General features: G+C 68.6%; 17 protein-coding genes and 4 pseudogenes. 7 read left to right on the top strand and 14 right to left on the bottom strand.

What is annotated here, in order from left to right:
• Positions 1–108 precede the first annotated feature (108 nt).
• The 4 genes from ACZ7IB_RS42005 to ACZ7IB_RS42020 all read right to left on the bottom strand — a co-directional run bounded on the left by ACZ7IB_RS42005 (position 109) and on the right by ACZ7IB_RS42020 (position 3,306).
• Entirely contained in the window at positions 109–2,172 is a 2,064-nt protein-coding gene (locus ACZ7IB_RS42005; protein WP_470920067.1) for a discoidin domain-containing protein, read from the bottom strand.
• A 447-nt stretch (positions 2,173–2,619) separates the two neighbouring features.
• The gene (locus tag ACZ7IB_RS42010; protein WP_470920069.1) at positions 2,620–2,745 is read right to left on the bottom strand and encodes a hypothetical protein; all 126 of its coding nucleotides are present in this window, start codon (positions 2,743–2,745) and stop codon (positions 2,620–2,622) included.
• 34 nt (positions 2,746–2,779) lie between these two features.
• Entirely contained in the window at positions 2,780–3,154 is a 375-nt protein-coding gene (locus tag ACZ7IB_RS42015; protein ID WP_470920071.1) for a hypothetical protein, read from the bottom strand.
• Positions 3,154–3,306: a hypothetical protein gene (locus tag ACZ7IB_RS42020; RefSeq protein WP_470920073.1), complete on the bottom strand. Its 153-nt coding sequence runs from the start codon at positions 3,304–3,306 to the stop codon at positions 3,154–3,156. The genes ACZ7IB_RS42015 and ACZ7IB_RS42020 overlap by 1 nt, the downstream gene beginning before the upstream one ends.
• A 288-nt stretch (positions 3,307–3,594) precedes the next feature.
• On the opposite strand from ACZ7IB_RS42020, the pseudogene ACZ7IB_RS42025 reads away from it, so the two are divergent.
• Positions 3,595–3,928 (top strand): annotated as a pseudogene (locus ACZ7IB_RS42025) (nuclear transport factor 2 family protein).
• A gap of 70 nt (positions 3,929–3,998) precedes the next feature.
• Positions 3,999–4,459 (top strand): annotated as a pseudogene (locus tag ACZ7IB_RS42030) (transposase); the annotation flags it as partial.
• A 466-nt stretch (positions 4,460–4,925) separates the two neighbouring features.
• Here the strand turns inward: ACZ7IB_RS42030 and ACZ7IB_RS42035 are convergent.
• From ACZ7IB_RS42035 to ACZ7IB_RS42050, 4 genes and pseudogenes are all read right to left on the bottom strand, one after another.
• Positions 4,926–5,165 (bottom strand): hypothetical protein, encoded by a 240-nt coding sequence (locus ACZ7IB_RS42035; RefSeq protein WP_470920075.1) that lies wholly within the window; start codon positions 5,163–5,165, stop codon positions 4,926–4,928.
• Between the two features lie 571 nt (positions 5,166–5,736).
• Positions 5,737–6,135 (bottom strand): winged helix-turn-helix transcriptional regulator, encoded by a 399-nt coding sequence (locus ACZ7IB_RS42040; protein WP_470920077.1) that lies wholly within the window; start codon positions 6,133–6,135, stop codon positions 5,737–5,739.
• Between the two features lie 24 nt (positions 6,136–6,159).
• A pseudogene (locus ACZ7IB_RS42045) lies at positions 6,160–6,618 on the bottom strand (transposase); the annotation flags it as partial.
• Between the two features lie 14 nt (positions 6,619–6,632).
• Complete coding sequence (locus ACZ7IB_RS42050; protein ID WP_470920080.1) at positions 6,633–7,226, bottom strand: TetR/AcrR family transcriptional regulator; 594 nt, start codon at positions 7,224–7,226, stop codon at positions 6,633–6,635.
• Positions 7,227–7,333: 107 nt separating this feature from the next.
• On the opposite strand from ACZ7IB_RS42050, the gene ACZ7IB_RS42055 reads away from it, so the two are divergent.
• Positions 7,334–8,257 carry a TIGR03620 family F420-dependent LLM class oxidoreductase gene (locus tag ACZ7IB_RS42055; RefSeq protein WP_470920081.1) on the top strand — a complete coding sequence of 308 codons (924 nt, stop codon included), beginning with the start codon at positions 7,334–7,336 and terminating at the stop codon, positions 8,255–8,257.
• An 82-nt stretch (positions 8,258–8,339) separates the two neighbouring features.
• Here ACZ7IB_RS42055 and ACZ7IB_RS42060 read toward each other — a convergent pair whose 3' ends face one another.
• The 4 genes from ACZ7IB_RS42060 to ACZ7IB_RS42075 all read right to left on the bottom strand — a co-directional run bounded on the left by ACZ7IB_RS42060 (position 8,340) and on the right by ACZ7IB_RS42075 (position 10,190).
• On the bottom strand, positions 8,340–8,516 hold the full coding sequence (locus ACZ7IB_RS42060) for a hypothetical protein (protein WP_470920082.1): 177 nt from the start codon (positions 8,514–8,516) through the stop codon (positions 8,340–8,342).
• Positions 8,516–8,749 (bottom strand): hypothetical protein, encoded by a 234-nt coding sequence (locus ACZ7IB_RS42065; protein ID WP_470920084.1) that lies wholly within the window; start codon positions 8,747–8,749, stop codon positions 8,516–8,518. Before ACZ7IB_RS42065 ends, ACZ7IB_RS42060 begins: the two co-directional genes overlap by 1 nt.
• A 538-nt stretch (positions 8,750–9,287) precedes the next feature.
• The gene (locus tag ACZ7IB_RS42070) at positions 9,288–9,419 is read right to left on the bottom strand and encodes a hypothetical protein (RefSeq protein ID WP_470920098.1); all 132 of its coding nucleotides are present in this window, start codon (positions 9,417–9,419) and stop codon (positions 9,288–9,290) included.
• Between the two features lie 195 nt (positions 9,420–9,614).
• Entirely contained in the window at positions 9,615–10,190 is a 576-nt protein-coding gene (locus ACZ7IB_RS42075) for a GNAT family N-acetyltransferase (RefSeq protein WP_470920086.1), read from the bottom strand.
• 207 nt (positions 10,191–10,397) lie between these two features.
• Here ACZ7IB_RS42075 and ACZ7IB_RS42080 point away from each other — a divergent pair, with 207 nt between their 5' ends.
• From ACZ7IB_RS42080 to ACZ7IB_RS42095, 4 genes are all read left to right on the top strand, one after another.
• Positions 10,398–10,634 carry a hypothetical protein gene (locus ACZ7IB_RS42080; RefSeq protein WP_470920087.1) on the top strand — a complete coding sequence of 79 codons (237 nt, stop codon included), beginning with the start codon at positions 10,398–10,400 and terminating at the stop codon, positions 10,632–10,634.
• Positions 10,624–10,881 carry a hypothetical protein gene (locus ACZ7IB_RS42085; RefSeq protein ID WP_470920089.1) on the top strand — a complete coding sequence of 86 codons (258 nt, stop codon included), beginning with the start codon at positions 10,624–10,626 and terminating at the stop codon, positions 10,879–10,881. The genes ACZ7IB_RS42080 and ACZ7IB_RS42085 overlap by 11 nt, the downstream gene beginning before the upstream one ends.
• Positions 10,882–11,419: 538 nt before the next feature.
• Positions 11,420–12,328 (top strand): carbon-nitrogen hydrolase family protein, encoded by a 909-nt coding sequence (locus ACZ7IB_RS42090; RefSeq protein WP_470920091.1) that lies wholly within the window; start codon positions 11,420–11,422, stop codon positions 12,326–12,328.
• 274 nt (positions 12,329–12,602) lie between these two features.
• The gene (locus ACZ7IB_RS42095; RefSeq protein WP_470920100.1) at positions 12,603–12,911 is read left to right on the top strand and encodes a hypothetical protein; all 309 of its coding nucleotides are present in this window, start codon (positions 12,603–12,605) and stop codon (positions 12,909–12,911) included.
• 7 nt (positions 12,912–12,918) lie between these two features.
• Here the strand turns inward: ACZ7IB_RS42095 and ACZ7IB_RS42100 are convergent, their stop codons facing one another.
• Both ACZ7IB_RS42100 and ACZ7IB_RS42105 read right to left on the bottom strand, forming a co-directional pair.
• Complete coding sequence (locus tag ACZ7IB_RS42100) at positions 12,919–14,655, bottom strand: immunity 49 family protein (protein WP_470920096.1); 1,737 nt, start codon at positions 14,653–14,655, stop codon at positions 12,919–12,921.
• A gap of 54 nt (positions 14,656–14,709) precedes the next feature.
• Positions 14,710–15,599 (bottom strand): annotated as a pseudogene (locus tag ACZ7IB_RS42105) (integrase core domain-containing protein).
• Positions 15,600–15,845: the final 246 nt, after the last annotated feature.

Here is a 15,845-nt window from a genome sequence, read left to right on the forward strand (position 1 = left end):
CCCCGCACCCCCCCCCCCACCCCCCCCGCCCCCCCCCCCCCCCCCCCCCCCCCCCCCCCCCCCCCCCCCCCCCCCCCCCCCGGCTCCGGGCACCGCCTCATGGGTGGGTCAGTCGGCGTAGACGCCGACCTCGCGAAGCGAGTAGCCCCACTGGGTGCCGCGCTCCAGCCCGGTGATTCGTACGTAGCGCGCCCGAGTTCCGGCGAAACGTGCCGTGTCCAGGCCGCCGTCACCGGCGGTCGTGGACCAGGCCGTCTTCCAGGTCGTGCCGTCCTCCGACAGCTCGACGCGGTACGACTTCCCGTACGCCCCCTCCCAGTCGAGGGTGACGCGCTGGACCGGCCTCGAGGATCCGAGGTCGATCCGCAGCCACTGGTCGTTGTTCCACTCGCTGGCCCAGCGGGTGCCGTTGTCGCCGTCCACGGCCTTGCCGGGCGCGAAGCTGACGAACGGGTTCCACCATTCCGACGAGGACGCCGAGGCGGTGGCGCCCGAGGCCAGGTTCGCCCCGGACGTGTGCTGCTCGGTGTTGCCCCAGGTGCGGAGGTAGGACTCGGCGCCCGAGAAGAGGTCGTCCACGACTCCCTGGCCGCCGACGATCCGGATGTCCTCGATCCAGTCCGGGACCATGCCGTAGTGCGAGGCACCATCGGTGTTGAAGTCCCATGTGCGCTCACCGGCGGTCTGCTTGTCGATCACCGAGCCGCCGTCCGTGCTGCGGAAGGGGTACTTGACCGGGTTCGGGGTGTCCCCGCCCCGCGGGGCCGGCCAGCCGCCGACACCGTTCATGTCGGTGCCGTATCCGTAGCCGACCTTGTACTTCTCACGCAGCGCGTCCGTGCGCTCGGCCTCCGCGCTGAACGCCTCCGAGCCGCTCATGTACTGGGCGGCGAACCCGCCGAGCTTGTAGAGCCGCTCGGTCCAGCCCAGGTCCATCCAGCTGTGCGAGGAGATGGCGCCCGGGTACGACTCCGACTCCATGATGTCGAAGGCCTGACCCGCGGCCTTGACACTCATGTGGTCGAGCTCCAGCATCATGTGACGTTCCATCATGCCGCGCACCGCGTACGCGCCCAGGCCGGTCAGCCCGCGGGTGTTGCACTGCGCGTCCGAGGCGTACGAGGGGACGGCCACCCCCGCCGGCAGCTGCTTCTCCGCCTCGGGTGCCTTCGCGTTGCCGATGGGGTTGTCGTGCTGCGGGCCGCGGCAGGTCTCCGTCTTCCAGAAGGTGCCGGTCGACAGGAACTGGCCCACGTTGATGGCCGTACCGAGGGCGCCGGAGTCGTAGCGCACCCCGCACAGGGCGTTGTCGAACTTGTGGCACAGGAACATGCTGCGCACGCCCAGTTTGTACAGCTCGTCGAGGCCGCGGTCGATGTCCTCCTTGCTGCACTGCGCGATGTCCAGGATCTGCTTGCAGCCGAACGGCTCGGAGGTCTCGACCCCCAGGACGACGGCCAGCTTGCCCTGCTTGATGACCTCGCGGGCCTGCGCACTGTCGGTGACGATACGGAACCAGCCCTTGCCCGGGCCGCCGTACATCTTGTCGATGAAGGCCTGCATGTCGTACGACTTCTGCGCCTCGAGACGGATGGCGGTCATCTCGTCGCAGCTGCGGTCCTTGAAGAAGTAGACCGAGCAGATCACGCCGTTGGTGACCAGGTCGTTGACCAGCACCCGCTGGCCGCCGCGCCATGCCCGCTCGATCCAGGCGTAGTAGTTCTGCTGGTGGGTCAGTGAGTCGTGGGCGGGCCAGTCCTTGAACGTGGGCCACCCGTTGGGGTCGTGCTTCCCGTCCCCCTTGGTGATGAAGTCGAAGACGGCGCCCGTGCCGTCGGGGTAGTGCTCGGGGCAGTCCTTGAGTGCGTCGGTGACACCCTGCTCCGAGAACGGCTTGCCGCAGATCAGCCGGCCGCCGAAGCCCTCGTTGGACATGATGTGGTCGTGGGCGTCGACGAAGCCCCGTACACGCCCCTGGGCGTCGGTGCCCTTGAAGGGCTCGCCCGTGACGTTGATCTGCGAGTCGGGTGTGGGCCGGGCGGTCGGATCCCACCAGTTGGGCTCCGCCGCGGAGCTTGGCACCGGGCCGAGTACCAGGGTCATCACGGCGAGGAGCAGTGACACCACCGTGAGGGATCTGAATCTGTGGCGCGGAGGTTGAACCATGGTCATCGCGTAGATCCTTAAATGTGAGCGGGACTCATGTTCTGCTCATAACTTAGGGATACGAGCCCGCAACGCCAAGCCCCTGACGGGGCCATCGTCGGGAAATGAGGAAGAGCACCCCACCGGAAACGGGGTGCTCGCACGCCTGCTGTCGAGATCACGGAGCGCACGGGTGCCTCGGACATGACGGGCGCGTACGCAGGCACCTGCGGGGACGGGCGTGACTGCGGCGCGGGCAGCCGCTGCGCCGTGACCCATCGTCCGAGGTCTCCGCCCTACACGAGCCGGGTGTAGTGCAGCCTGTGCTCTTGACCTGCGGCATCACGGCGCGGACGGCCGGTGTACAACTACGCGCAACCGGCTCGCTCGGGAGCGATCACGGCGTTGCATTTCTTCTGCGCGCGACATGCTCACCGCGTCGCACACGACGACTGTGCCGGAGGCATACGGCCATCAGTTGATCGGCGGAGCAGTGCCGTCAACCCATGGCTTTGGCGGCACGGACGACGCGGGCAGGGCGAGTACGCGCGCGAGCGCGGCGGTGACGGGGGTGAAGTGGTCCGGCAGGTACTGCGACACCCAGTCAGCGGCTATTGCAAGGAAGTTGGTCAGGTCATGCTCGGCACCGTCGAGCAGTCGGCGGAACTCCGATGGAGAGCTCGATCACCGGGCTGTCGTCCTGCTCGGCGTCGACGGTCAATCGGACGGTGTCGGCGAGGCGCTCGGCGAACGGACCGGGGGCGTGGCCGAAGGAGGCGTGGCCGCTGCCGTCGACGACCTCGTCCCAGTCACGCCAGTCCTCCAGGCCATTGCAGCAGCCGGGCAGGAAGGTGATGCCTGAGGAGCTGTCCGTGACTCGCATGCCACCGGCCGCGAAGAGGCTGTCGAAGGTCAGCAGCCCGTGCAGGAACGATCCGAGCGGGTCGGCGGGCCGGGGCGGCCGGTCGTCGAGTTCAGGGTCGATGTCGTTGCAGCCGACGATGGGCATCACCGCTGTCCCGACCTCGGCGGGGCGAGCTCACCGCTGAGTGGCAGGTAGCCGAACGAATCGATCTCGGCGACGGGCCAGAGGGCAAAGCCATCAAGGGGGTAGATCTCCAGGACGGGCTGCATCACGATCACCCGGACAGTGTTCCGCATACCCCGCCCGCCCCCTTTGCGCCGGGGGCCGCCGGGGCTTGAGGTGAGGTGTTGTGGAGGGCTCGCACGGCGGGTTCGCGGTGGTGCTGGGCGGGGATCGACCGGTGCAGGTCCGCGGTACGGGCGTGGCTCAGGGGCGTCTCGACAGGTGGCGACCAGCCGGCCCGGAAGCCGAGTTGTGCTCCGCGCGCGGTGACTCGGTTGCGATGGGCTTGGTCACCTGGGCGAAGATACCTGAGCCGAGAGACGAATGAGGTACGCGAAGCGATCGCAGGCGAGCTTCGCCTTATGGACCCCAGCGTGTGCATGTCACGCTCGCTTGCCCGACAGCTGATGGACCCGGGCTTCGTAGAGGTCGGCGCTTCGGGGCGGCGGTGGAACGTATGACGAGATGCTTGCCGCGCTGCCCGAGCTGGACGGTGCGACAGAGAGCGGTCCGCGCTACGAGCCCTCAGAGATCACCGGCGTCCTGCTGGCACCCGGGCTGGTGCACCTTACCTACGAGACCACGTTGGATGGAGACCGGGCACGGCGGAGTTCGCTCTGGTGCAAGCAGGGGGCGGACACAACGTGGCAGATGTACTACCACCAGGCCACACCCATCCCGCCCGACAGCATGTAACTGCGAGTCTCGGACGGTGATCGTACGTTGTCACTTGCATGGGTATAACGGAGTGTCTCGTGCCTGATGACTGTGGGAGATCTTTCAGCAGGTTGCTCCCACACCTCCAGTGCGGCCACAGGACGGGGCCGGCGGAGAGCTGACGACCGGACAGTACTCGCGGCGATCATTCACGTTGTCAGGACAGGGTGCATCTGGCGGCAGCTCCCACCGGTCTTCGGCGCCTCCTGGCAGACGGTGCATCGGCGCTTCACGGCCTGCTCCCGGGCCCTGGTGTGGGCCAAGCCGCACGGCGACAAGGGTTACGACTTCGAACACCTAGGGCGCTGGCTGTGGCATCGGAACATCATGCCGCGGATCTCTCGACGGGGCATCGAGTGCTCGGACCGACTGGGTCGACACCGTTGGGTGGTTGAGCGCACGATGGCCTGGCTGGGCGGCTGCCGACGACCGCACTACCGATACGAGCGCAAGGCCGAGCACCTCCTCGCCCTTGCCGGCATCGCCAGCTCCCTCATCTGCTACCTCCGCACCGCCGACTGGGACGACCACTTGGGCCGGTGCGGTAGCCGGCCGGGAGGACGTCCAGAGCGGCGGCGGCGCGGCGGCACGCCTTGCCCGGTGTCGCCGTCGTGGTGGGCACAGGCTGCGCCGTCGATGGTCAGCGATGATGGGGCTGAACCACGGCTCCCCCAAGGCCGCCGCGGGCCTGGCCGAACAGGCCCGCCGCGTCGCCCGGACCTCGCCGACCGCCGCCCGCGCCCCTGGCCGACACCGGGTTCGGGCACTGCGAGCAGAAGCACCACGTCCACCTCTCCCGCGCGCTCACCGATCCGGGCGACACCGGGCGGCCCCGCGAAAGCCAGGCCCGCACGCTCGAACTGTCCGCCCGAGCGGGTACGACGGCGGGAAGAAGGTGCCGGGCCGCAAACGGCTGATTCTGCGCCGGAAACCTCCCCGGCACTGAGCCGTCAGCGACGGGTATAGAGGCCGCCCGTCATGGGGGCGGTGTCCGCTCCGCTGCCGATTCGGTCACCACGCTGGTGTAGCGGAGGCCGGCCTTGGCGCCGGGGGAGAAGACGTGTGCGAGGTGGTGGGGGTCGGCGCCGTTGGCGAGTAGTGGCGCGGCGTCACCGGCGTCCGCCGCCGGGGAAGTCGGGGCGGCGTGTGCCGGGTTGGGCGCCAGCAATGCGGCCGCGGCGAGCATGGCCAGGCCGTCTGCGGCCTTCGGCGCCACAGGCTTGGGCAGGTGGAGCTTGATCTGGCTCGTGTGCTTTTTTCATAGCCGCGCACGGCCTGCACGTCCGGCATCGACTCGCAGGTTGTCGCTGGTGTGGAGCCAAAGATCAGACAGCCCGGCCGCTTGTCCTCGAAGCCTGACGGTCGGGCAACTGGCCGGCCCCCACGGACCTGCCGGTCCGCCGGGCCGGGGTCCTCGAGCCTTGCGGGTGACACCACATCATCTTCCCCCCACCAGGGCCTCGATCCGCCGTGCCCCAGGGGCATCCGAGGCCGTCGCGGCTCGCCACCGCACGCTCGGGTGATCGCGGGCCCGCAGTAATGATTCTGCGGCAACCGGCAACCGAAGCACGAGGGGCCTGATCCGCTTTCTGCGCCGTACCGCGCTCCTTGCGGCAGTCTCGGCTCTCGCCGTTCGCAGCCGATCGCGGTGTCTGCCGGCAGCAAGAGTGCGAAGGGCGACGGTCACTTGGGTGCGGTTCGTACTGTCAGCGCCAGGCTGATGCCGGTCGGCTCTTGACGGGCGTGGCCGAGGTCTGTGGCGCCCGGTCGAATCGGTCGCGGGATTCCTAGATGTGTTCCAGGTACCGGCGAGTCCATGCGCACATGCCGTAGACGGTGTGCCGCAGCGCTTGGCTCGCGTCCGTGAGCACGTATTCCACGCGTGGCGGCGCGGTCGGGTAGACGGTGCGCTCGACGAGCCCATCGCGTGGCGACGCTTCCAGCTGCTTTGATGCCGGCGGAGCCGATGGTGGGGTCCATGGTGGTTGTGCTGCAGGACGTGCGCTGCGTCGCACCCCGGATGACGGAGAGCGTTCCCGGACCACGGGACGGCACGAGTGACGGCACGCTGCCAGAGAACCTCGACGAGGGGCCTCTCGACTCCGGAGGCCTGATGGAGGTGGAGGGCCAACGACGGCATCCCCGCCGGTACGCCGATCGCGTGGGAGACCCGCACTTCCCGCCATTCGCCAACGGCCTCGACTACCTCGTCAGCGTCGTCGAACTCCTTGAAGGGAAGGGCGAGTCGGCCAGCGCCCGGGACCTGAAGTACGCGGTTCTTCACCTCGCGGCCGGCGCGGAAGTTCGTCTGCCCTGCGACGGGCGAGGGACAGCACGGCTTGCTTGCGCCCCTTGCCTTCGGCGCGCTTGCGTTCGTAATACGTGTGAGGCGGGGCGGGTCCTCAAACTGGCCATGGAGGAGAGACAGAAGGCTCTCAGGAGGCCGTGGTGGCAGCGACGGGGCCGACGAATATTCCCGCTGACACGTCCCGAGTTGCGTGGAACCGGTGACAGGCCGGCGAAGGCAGCGAGTCGGTCGGCCGTGCCGAAGGCTTCCATATCGCCGCCGGTAGCGGCGATGAAGGTGGCCCCAGCATGGCGCCCATGCCGGGCAGGCTGCGGATCACCTCGGCGTGCGGGTGCTCGTGAAACCGGGCCTCGATGAGGGCGCCAAGCTCGGCGATCACTCGTTCTGAAGCGGTGTGCCGTACGTGGCATCAAGCACCAGAGTGAGTAGCCGGTCGGGCTGTTCCGCGTCGTGGCTGCGAGCTGTGGACAGCGCAATCCCGACGACCAGTTGGACCAGGTCGTCGGCGGTCAGGTCGGCGCGCGCCGTTCCCCGCCGCTGGGCCTGGGCAAGAAGGTCGGCTGCCGCGTCCAGGATCAGCCGATGGCAGTCGAGCCCCAGCGCGACCGGCTCTTCAATCATCAACGCGCCCCCCAGCCCTTGGTTGACCCTGGCATGGACGAGGAACGCGCGCAGCCATTGCGTCAGCGCATCGTCGGCGGATTCCGAGGAGGACAGTGTCTCGGCCAGCTCGCACAGCGTCTCGATCCGGTCCCTGAGGACCGCGGTCAGCAGGGCGGAGCGGTTCGGGAAGTGACGGTACAAGGTCCCCGGGCCGACGCCGGCTCGGCGGGCGACCTCGTTGAGGGACGCCTCTGGTCCGGCTTCGGCGAATACTTCCTGCGCCGTGGCGATGAGACGTTCCCGGTTGAGTCGCGCATCGGTACGCCGCGGTCGTCGTGCGGGTACGTGCCCGTGTGTGGTCGTCATCGTCCCGCCTTTCGTCGAGTTCGGGGTAGTTAAGCGGAGCGCCTCTCCGTATATTAGCGCCCAACAAGCGGAGAACCTCTCCGGAATGTGTGGCCTGAGGAGTGCGGATGACGGACAGCGGGCGGACCGAGCTGGGACGAGTCGGGATCTGGACCTTCGCCTACGAGGGGCAGCCTGCCGGGCGGGTACGGGAATCGGCCGCGGAGATCGAGGAGTTGGGTTACGGGGCCATCTGGTACGGGGAGGCGTTCGGCCGCGACACAGTGGGCCAGGCATGGCTGTTGCTGTCGGCGACGCAGCGCATCGTCGTCGCCTCCGGCATCGCCAACATCGCTTTCCGGGACCCGATCGCCACCGCTACCGCGACACGTGCGCTGGGCGAGGCGTTCCCCGGACGCTACGTACTCGGCCTGGGCGGACATCGCGTCGACGACACCGTCCACGAACTGGACGGCTATCCCGTACCGGCCCGCGGCAGAGCGGTGACCACTATGCGCGCCTACCTGCAGGCCATGGACGCGGTACCCGCCCACGGTCCCATAGCGGACCCGGCTCCGCGCCGCGTACTGGCCGCCCTCGGCCCGAAGATGCTTCAGCTGGCCGCCGAACACACCTGGGGCGCACACCCCTACTTCGTGTCCACCGAGCACACCGAACAAGCGCGCCAGATCATGGGACCGAACGCCTTCCTCGCTGTGGAGCAGGCAGTGGTGCTCGACACCGACCTGAGCCGCGCCCGCCAAGTGGCCACGGAACACGTCGCCGGCTACCTCTCGGCACCGCATCAGGAAGCGAACGTTCGACGACTCGGCTTCAGCGACGAGGACATCGTCGGCGGACCGAGCCGTCGACTGGTGGATGCGATCGTTGCCCATGGGGAGGTGGAAGCAGTCCGCCGACACGTTCAGGAGCACCTCGACGCAGGAGCCGACCACGTCTGCCTGCAAGTACTCACCGCCGACACCACCTCTCTGCCCGAGCACGAGTGGCGCGAACTTGCCGCTGCTCTCCTGCCCCACCCCACAGCATGAGTGGCGCCCTGCCTCTGCGCATGATCCTGTACGCCGACACCCCTCGGCGTGGAGGCGGGAACGGCTCACGGCGGCGCCGGGATCACGAGGATCTCGCCGCGGTCTTCATCTGGAGCGAGCCGAAGGGCGCCAGGCCATCGTCCGATCTCCTTCCAGCCGAGACGGCCGTAGCAGTCTTCGAGCCCGGCGCCGCTTCGTGCGGCGAGGTGCGCTGCTCGACGTTCATCTCGTCGCGGGAGATCTCACGAGCGCGGTTCATCAGCGCGGTGCCGATGGAGCGACCACGGAAACTGGTTTGGCTCTGGAGGGGTTGGCGGTGCCCCAGTGCGCGACGAGCGGGTTGAGGTCGCGGCGGATGTTCAGCCAGCCAGCGAGGCTGCCCGCGATGACGGCGAGGAGGAATCGGCTGCGGTCGGGATCGAGGTCGGCGATGAGCCGGTCGGCAACGGGAGCAACCGTGTCGGGCCCGGCAGGACCCGGCAGATTCCCCACGACGAACGGCTGCGCCGGATCCTGCAGACCCGAAAGGCCGAATCCCAGCCTCGTCAGCCGCGCAAGGAAAGGTGGGGAGAGCAGGGGAGTGGTTCGGCGGGGCCCCGGCCGCTCCATGATCTGCGGCAGTGGTCCACGCCGGTGTCGGGCACAGCACGGTCGTCCTGGTTCTGTCAGAGGGTGTGTCCGAGGTAGTGCATGGCGCCAACGCAGCTGCCCGGTGAGGAGGGTCGGTGAGGCCGGTGTCGGTGAGCCAGTCTGCTGCGGTCAGCTGGCGGGCACATGCTGTGTCAGGGAAACGACGAAGCCCTTCCCCGGTGGAGGGAAGGGCTTCGTGAGCGAGCGCTGGGCAGGCCTTGCACCTGCATTTCCCCACGGGAAGCGGGGCGTCTTTCCTTGGACCACCAACGCAGTGTCGGTCGCCGCGAGTTGCGGTGAACCTTCAAGATCAACTATAGCGCATGCGGGCCGTCAGCCGGACACCATGCCGCACCTCCGGCGCGAGCCCCTCGACGGCGGGCTGCTCCTGGCAGCAGGCCTACTGCGGGAGCACCGGACCGGACTGCACGACAGGTTCCGCGCCGCGGTTCACGGCCGCCTCGTCGACCAGATGGGCAACGAACCGGGCGAGGCGGTCCTTGGGCAGCCAGTCGTCCAGCGACGGAGGCAAGCAGCAGGACCTGGTGCGGGTCGAAGGCCCGAAATGTCTTGTCCGCTGCCGGACGGCCCCGAGACTGCTTCTTCTCGACGGGCTCGACCTCGAACAGTCCCTCCCCACCGCGCATATCGAGAACATCTCGCATGAAATCTCACGAGGCGTCAGCGGGGCGCCGCCGGGCCTTCGTGCGTGGCAGTGGTCAAGTGGTCAGCCTTTCCGGCGGAAGTCCAGCATGTAGAAGACCTTGTCGTAGCGGCGTTCGCCGACGGCGACGAAGCCGGGCAGACGGCCGTATTCGGTGAAGCCCAGCGACCGGTAGAGGTGCAGGGCATTGGTGTTGTCGCCGCGGGCGTCCAGGGTGAGGACCTCGATCCCCGCTTCCCGGGCGTCAGCGACCAAGGCAGCGGTCAGCGCCCGACCGATGCCACGACCATGGGCGGCAGCATCTACCGCGATCTTCTCCAGATCGGCGTGTGGCCGATGGGTCGGTCGGCCGTAGCGGAGCCAGTACCCCAACCCGACAAGCCGACGGTCGAGGTATACGGCACGCAGGGCCGCATCCCCGGCCTGCACCGCAGAGACGACGTGGCCGAGAAGTTCCGCCACCTCATCCCGCGAGGGCGGTTCGACCCAGCCCAGCGCGGCACCTCCACTGACCAGGTCCGCCAGGATCCGGTGGGCCGACTCCGCAAACCGGACCTCCAGCTCCGGATCGGAAGTCAGCTCCGTGGCGTCAAGGATGGCGGGCTCAGTGGTCACACCGTTGGTCGTGGCCGGATTCATGACCGGCAGCCTAGCCAGCCCAAGGCCGAGCTGAGACCCCGCACCCCAGCCCCGACTTCAGCCAAACCGTTACTGACCCACGTTCCTGGCGGGGGCCGTCCATCGTCTCCGGCCAGTACCGCCACCGGGTTTCGTCCGTACCGTCCCAGCGTGCCCTGCCCCGGCGCTACCGTGAGAACCCACGCCAGCAACGCCCAGGAGCCCCGGATGAGTCAGCAGCCGGCCACCGTGCCCGTACCCGATCGTCAACCCCTCGATGAGCACGCCGCCGCGTCGGTCCGGGCCTACGCAGCCGACCAGCGTGCACGCGTCGACGCCCTCGCCTCAGTGCTGGAGGACATCGCCGAGCACGGCTACCCGGCCGCGGAGTCCGGCGTGCTGTGGGAGGACGCCCGCGACGCCCACCTCGCCCGTCTCGCCGACGAGCAGCACCGTGTCGCCTGAGCACGCACTGCGCCGGGCCCAGGTCGTCCTGGTGGAGCCCGCGCTCAGCCAGCTGGCGAAGCTCACGCCGACCGAGACCCACCGCCTGGACCGCGCGGTCGTCGCGATCAGTGCCAACCCCGTGATCGGGGTCCCGGTGCCCGACACCCTGCTGCGTGACTACAAGGACGAGATCGACGGCGTACGGGTCATCTACTTCGTGACGGCCCTGAAGACGATCACGATCGTGGCGTACGTCGAAGCCTGAGCAGCAAGCAGCGGCGCCCCGGGCACAGGTCCGGGGCACCGCTGTGTCCGTTGCGCGGTGCAGCCCGGATGTTCGTCCAGTCCTGGGCACTCCGCGTGTACGCCGATCCGGCATGCGGGGGATACCTTCCCGGGCCGGTGCCGGCGCGGTCTCGACTGTCGACCGGATCGATGACGCCAAGCGGATCACGTTCCTCGGTCAGAAGATCACCACGTACGTCGATGGACCCGGTCGTTCAACGAGATGGTGGACAACGTCGAGAACGTATTGGAGCAGGAGCGCGCCTTCGTCGTCGAGTTCCAGGGCTTGGCACTGGTTTCATCGGCCTTCACCTGCTGCCTTCAGCTCTCATGCCAGGAGTTGACAGGTCTTGACACGTCTTGTCCGAACTGGTCAGCGTAGGCGCGCGTTGCTGCGAACGATGGCAGGCTTCTTCGTGACCGGCTCACCCATTCATCCGCATCCGGACCGTGCGCCCCGGACACCGCTCGACGGCCTGTTCCTGCCGGTGCGCTCCACTTCTGAGGAGGACTCCGGCATGTCATCTCCCACTTCCACGAAACGAACTGTCGCGGCGGTGCACGCCGCTCCGGTGTTCATGGACACCGAGGCGACCGTCGGCAAGGTCATCCGCTTCGTCGAACAGGCCAGCCGGGAAGGCATCGACCTGCTGGTGTTTCCCGAGACCTTCGTGCCCGGTTACCCGTACTGGATCGAGGCCTACGCCCCGTTGGACCAGCAGGGCGCCAACGTCGCCTACGCCGAGGCGTCCGTCGAGGTGCCCGGTCCGCAGATCGCCCGGGTCCAAGCCGCATGTGACCGCGCCGGGGTCGGCGCCGTTCTCGGTGTCAGCGAGCGGCTCGCGGGGACCCGCACGTGTTTCAACAGCCAGGTCTTCATCGAACCCGACGGCACCCTTCTCGGAGTTCACCGCAAGCTCCAGCCCACCTACGCCGAGCGGATCGTGTGGGCTCAGGGCGGCGGCGCCACCCTCAGCGTCTTCGACAGCGCTCTGGGCCGGATCGGCGGTCTGGTCTGCTGGGAACACACCATGAACCTGGCCCGGCAGTCCCTGATCGTCCAGGGCCAGCAGATCCACGCAGCAGCATGGCCCGGTCTGTCCACCATGGCCGGCTTCGAGACCGTCGCCGATGTCCAGATCGACGCCATGATGAAGACCCACGCGCTCACGGCGCAGGCGTTCGTCATCTCCGCCGGAAACCCGGTGGACGAGATGTGCCTGCAGTGGATGGAGTCCACTGTCGGACCGCAGAAGCACATCACTGCGGGCGGCGGCTGGTCGGCCGTGATCCACCCCTTCAACCAGTACCTCGCCGGCCCGCACACCGGCCTCGGGGAGAAGCTCGTCACTGCCGAGATCGACCTCGCCGACATCAACGCCGTCAAGGTCTGGGTCGACTCCCTTCGAGGTCGTATTCGCCGTTGAGGCTGTCGATGACGGCCTGCACGCACGGATCGAGACTGTGACCGTGTCTGCCTGGGACGGTGCGGGATACCTGCCCGAGTTCCTCGACGGTCTTGCGCGCGACTTCCGCGGCTGGGAGGGCTCGCCGCAAAGCTCCTGGCGCCGTGGCGGCAGGTCGCGGGCGAAAGCCTGCGGCTGGAGGTCATGTGCTGAGCCTGGCCGGCACCGGGCCCGCCTCCGTCCACCTGGCTGCGCACCCCCTCGCACTCGCCGACCGTCTCGCCATCCCAGCTCGTTGTTGATCCAGGACCGCGAGGTCCGCACGGCCGGCTGCGGGGCCGAGCAGCACCGCCAGGCCTTCGCCCGCGTACTGGTCGAGCTGCTCCCACGAGGCCGCCTTCGCAGCGCCTGTGGGGAACGCGGCGGCACGGGCGGCGGACACCACCCGGCACAGCCGCCGCCACCCGCCCGCGTCCCGCGCGAGGAACGTCGCTGCCGGCAGATCGTCCGGGCGCTGACGTCGAGGACTTTGGGCGGCTCCTACGACGGTGGCGTCGCGGGCCCGGCGAGGAGTCGAGGGGCCCGCAGGAGCGCTCCGTCGTGACGCGTCCCTAGAAGGGTTCCGCGGCCCGGAGGAGGCCCTGCGGGAGGTAGGGGGATTCGACGCGGATGACCCAGCCGCGACGGCGAGCGTGGCAGGCCAGGGCGAGGATGTCGAGGTTGACGGAGGCATCCGGATCATCGGCGCGGTCGGCGACCTGATAGTAGTCGCGGTGGGCTTCGAGCGCGTCGGCCAGGGCCAGGTTGAAGCTCTCCTCGTCGCCCTCCACGAACTGCGACAACAGCACGGCCGGCGGCATGGCGAAGCCCCAGTCCTTGGCCTTCTCGGCCTGCTGCAACGCCCGCTGCGCGGCCGGTTCTGGATCGGCACCCTTCAGGTAGGCATGGAGGGCCTCCCGGTACGCGGAGAAGGCGGAACCGTCCGGCTGCGCGAAGGCAGGACCGGTGAGGACCAGCGGGACGAGGTCCTCGCGTGCGCCCGTGATGAGGGCGAAGGCAGTGGCTGTCTGCCAGTTGCCGGCGCCGGCCTTCTCGCCGCGCTCGGCCTGGTAGCTCAGTGCGCGGCCGTCGACGGTCACCTCGGCCTCGGTGCCCGGCTCCGCGAGGGCGATGCGGAACAGGGCCGCCCCCGTCCGGGAGGCCAGCCTGAGGTTCGCGAGCTGGGCATCCGTCACATGGCCGGAGTCCTCCGCGCGCCACTTGAAGAGACGCTCCTGGTCGCCCATGACGCTGCTGAGTCGCCAGACGTCGAGGGGCTCTCCGTCGACGCCGGTGAACGCCTCCTGGACGTGCTTCTCGTACAGGGCCTCCAGCTGCGGGGTCACCGTCCGCTCGCAGGCCGGCCGCTCCACCACCAACGGGCCCGCGGCGAGCGCGGCCACGGCGTCCGGCCGCCGGTCCCTGCCGAAGCCCGCCACCCGGGGGCCGCGGCTCTCGAAGCCGGTGATCAGAGCGTGCGGGAGGTAATCGGTGCGGGCGGCCGGAACCCAGCCCAGCGTCCGGTAGGCGAGCGCGGCGAGGGCGATGGGAACCAGCGGGAGGAGAGAACTCGGAGAGGCCAAGGGTCCGTGCAGGGTGGCGTGCCTGGCCAGGAGGTCGGCCAGCGCGGCATCGAAGGCCTCCCGGTCCTCGGTAACCAGGCCGCGCAGGGCGCGCAGCGCCACGCTGTCCGTCCGGTCCAGGAGGGGTTCACCGGTCTCCCCGGCGCGGGTACGGATGCGGTCCAGGGCCGCGTCGATGGCGGCGATCTTGGCCTGCGCGCTCGGCGGGTACTCCTCGTCGTCGCCGGTGTCGTCCAGAACCACGGCCGTCAATCCTGTGGCGAGCTCGCCGAGGGGCGTCCCCTGCGCCTGCCCGGCGAACTTCTCCCGGGCGAAGTGGAAGGCCTCGCCGTGCCACTTCGCTTTGTCCCTGAGGACCGACAGGCACAGCGCATCGGTCCACTCCCCGGGCGTGACGCTCTCTTCGGGCGCATCCTCGCCCGGGTCGTAGCTCATGCCGAAGTTCACGTACTCCAGGAAGACCTGGAAGCTGCAGTGCGGGTGGTATGCGGCGTAGGCGACGGCGCCGGCAGCGGCTTCGGAGGCGTCCTTGAGGGCGGCCTTGGCTTCCGGAGTGTCGAGGTCGGGTATCTCGACGGAGAGGGCACCCAGGTAGTCGAGGAACTCGTCGGCGATCGCCTGCCATTCGTAGGTGGCCATCCGGCCGGCCCGCGACATTGACCGCACCTGACCTCCGATCCGGTTGGTGAAGTCCTCGCGCGCTGCCGACACGACGGCCTCGCCCACCCGGTGACGCTCTATCCGCACTGTCCTGCTCCTTGATCGAGTCTTGTGGACAGCCTAGGTGTATGAGGCCATGACGTTGGCGACGCCGCCACGGAGTCGACCTGCTGGTGGGAGATCCCCGATAGCGGGATGGGGTCGGTGGTAGTTGTAGTGGATGTTCCAGATTGCGAGCGCGTCGGCACGTTGCTGTTCTGATGTCCATGTTCGGGCGTAGCGGAACTCTTCGGCGAGGATGCGGTTGTACCTTTCGACCTTGCCGTTGTGCCGCGTTGTGTACGAGGTGATCCGCTGGTCTCGGGCCCCGAGGAGGGCGCGGGCGAACGTGCCTGCTCGGTAGCAAGAGCCGTTGTCGGTCACGATCCGCTCGATCTGGGTGATCCCGTGCGAGGCGAACCGCGCCCTCGCCCGTTGCGGCGACCGACGGTCTTGGCTTGCTCGTTGCCGCGGCCATGGGCGCGCCATTCGCCGCCGTCGGGTATGCGGCCGACCTTCTTGATGTCCATGTGCACCATGTGCACCATGTGTCCGGGCCGCCGGGCGATGATTCGGCGAGGTTCCCGGTTGGTCTGGCCTGTGGGGTCGATGAACCGGCGGTGGTTGAGCCCGAGTTGGGCCAGGTATCTGCTGACGGTGCGGCGGCTGATCGAAGTGCCCTGGCTGGTGAGTTCGCATGCAATCCTGGCTGCGGACCGCTTTCGTGTGCGACGCGGCTCCTCAATCCGGGCGATCATGTCGGCTCGAGTCGCTGTCGGTTGACGATGAGGGGCCGAGGATCGGTCGTGCAGACCCAGGACGCCATAGCGGCGACAGCGATTCACTCACTTCGATGCACAAGCCCGGGAGATGCCCATCTCGGCGACGACGTGCGCGATCGGACGGGTCTCACAGCGTTCCACGATACGTCGGCGACCCTCAACGGAAAGAGGCGCATTGTGGTGATGCATAGAGGATCTTTCGGATCAGAGACACCCACTGGCGCTCAGGAAGACACCGGAGCCGATCGGCCTGTGGAGCACGCGGCCTGTTGACGCAAATGAGTCCTCCCGAGACGGTCACCGGGAGGACTCATTTCGGCGCTCGACGCGCGGTACCACTGCTAGTGCCGCATCAGGCAACGTTTGCCCTGTTGTGATGTGACGCGCCGTCCGGATGCTGTGGTGGACGGCGCGTGGGCGTCATTCTGTCCGGGT

The sequence above is a fragment of the Streptomyces sp. NPDC037301 genome, assembly GCF_055602785.1.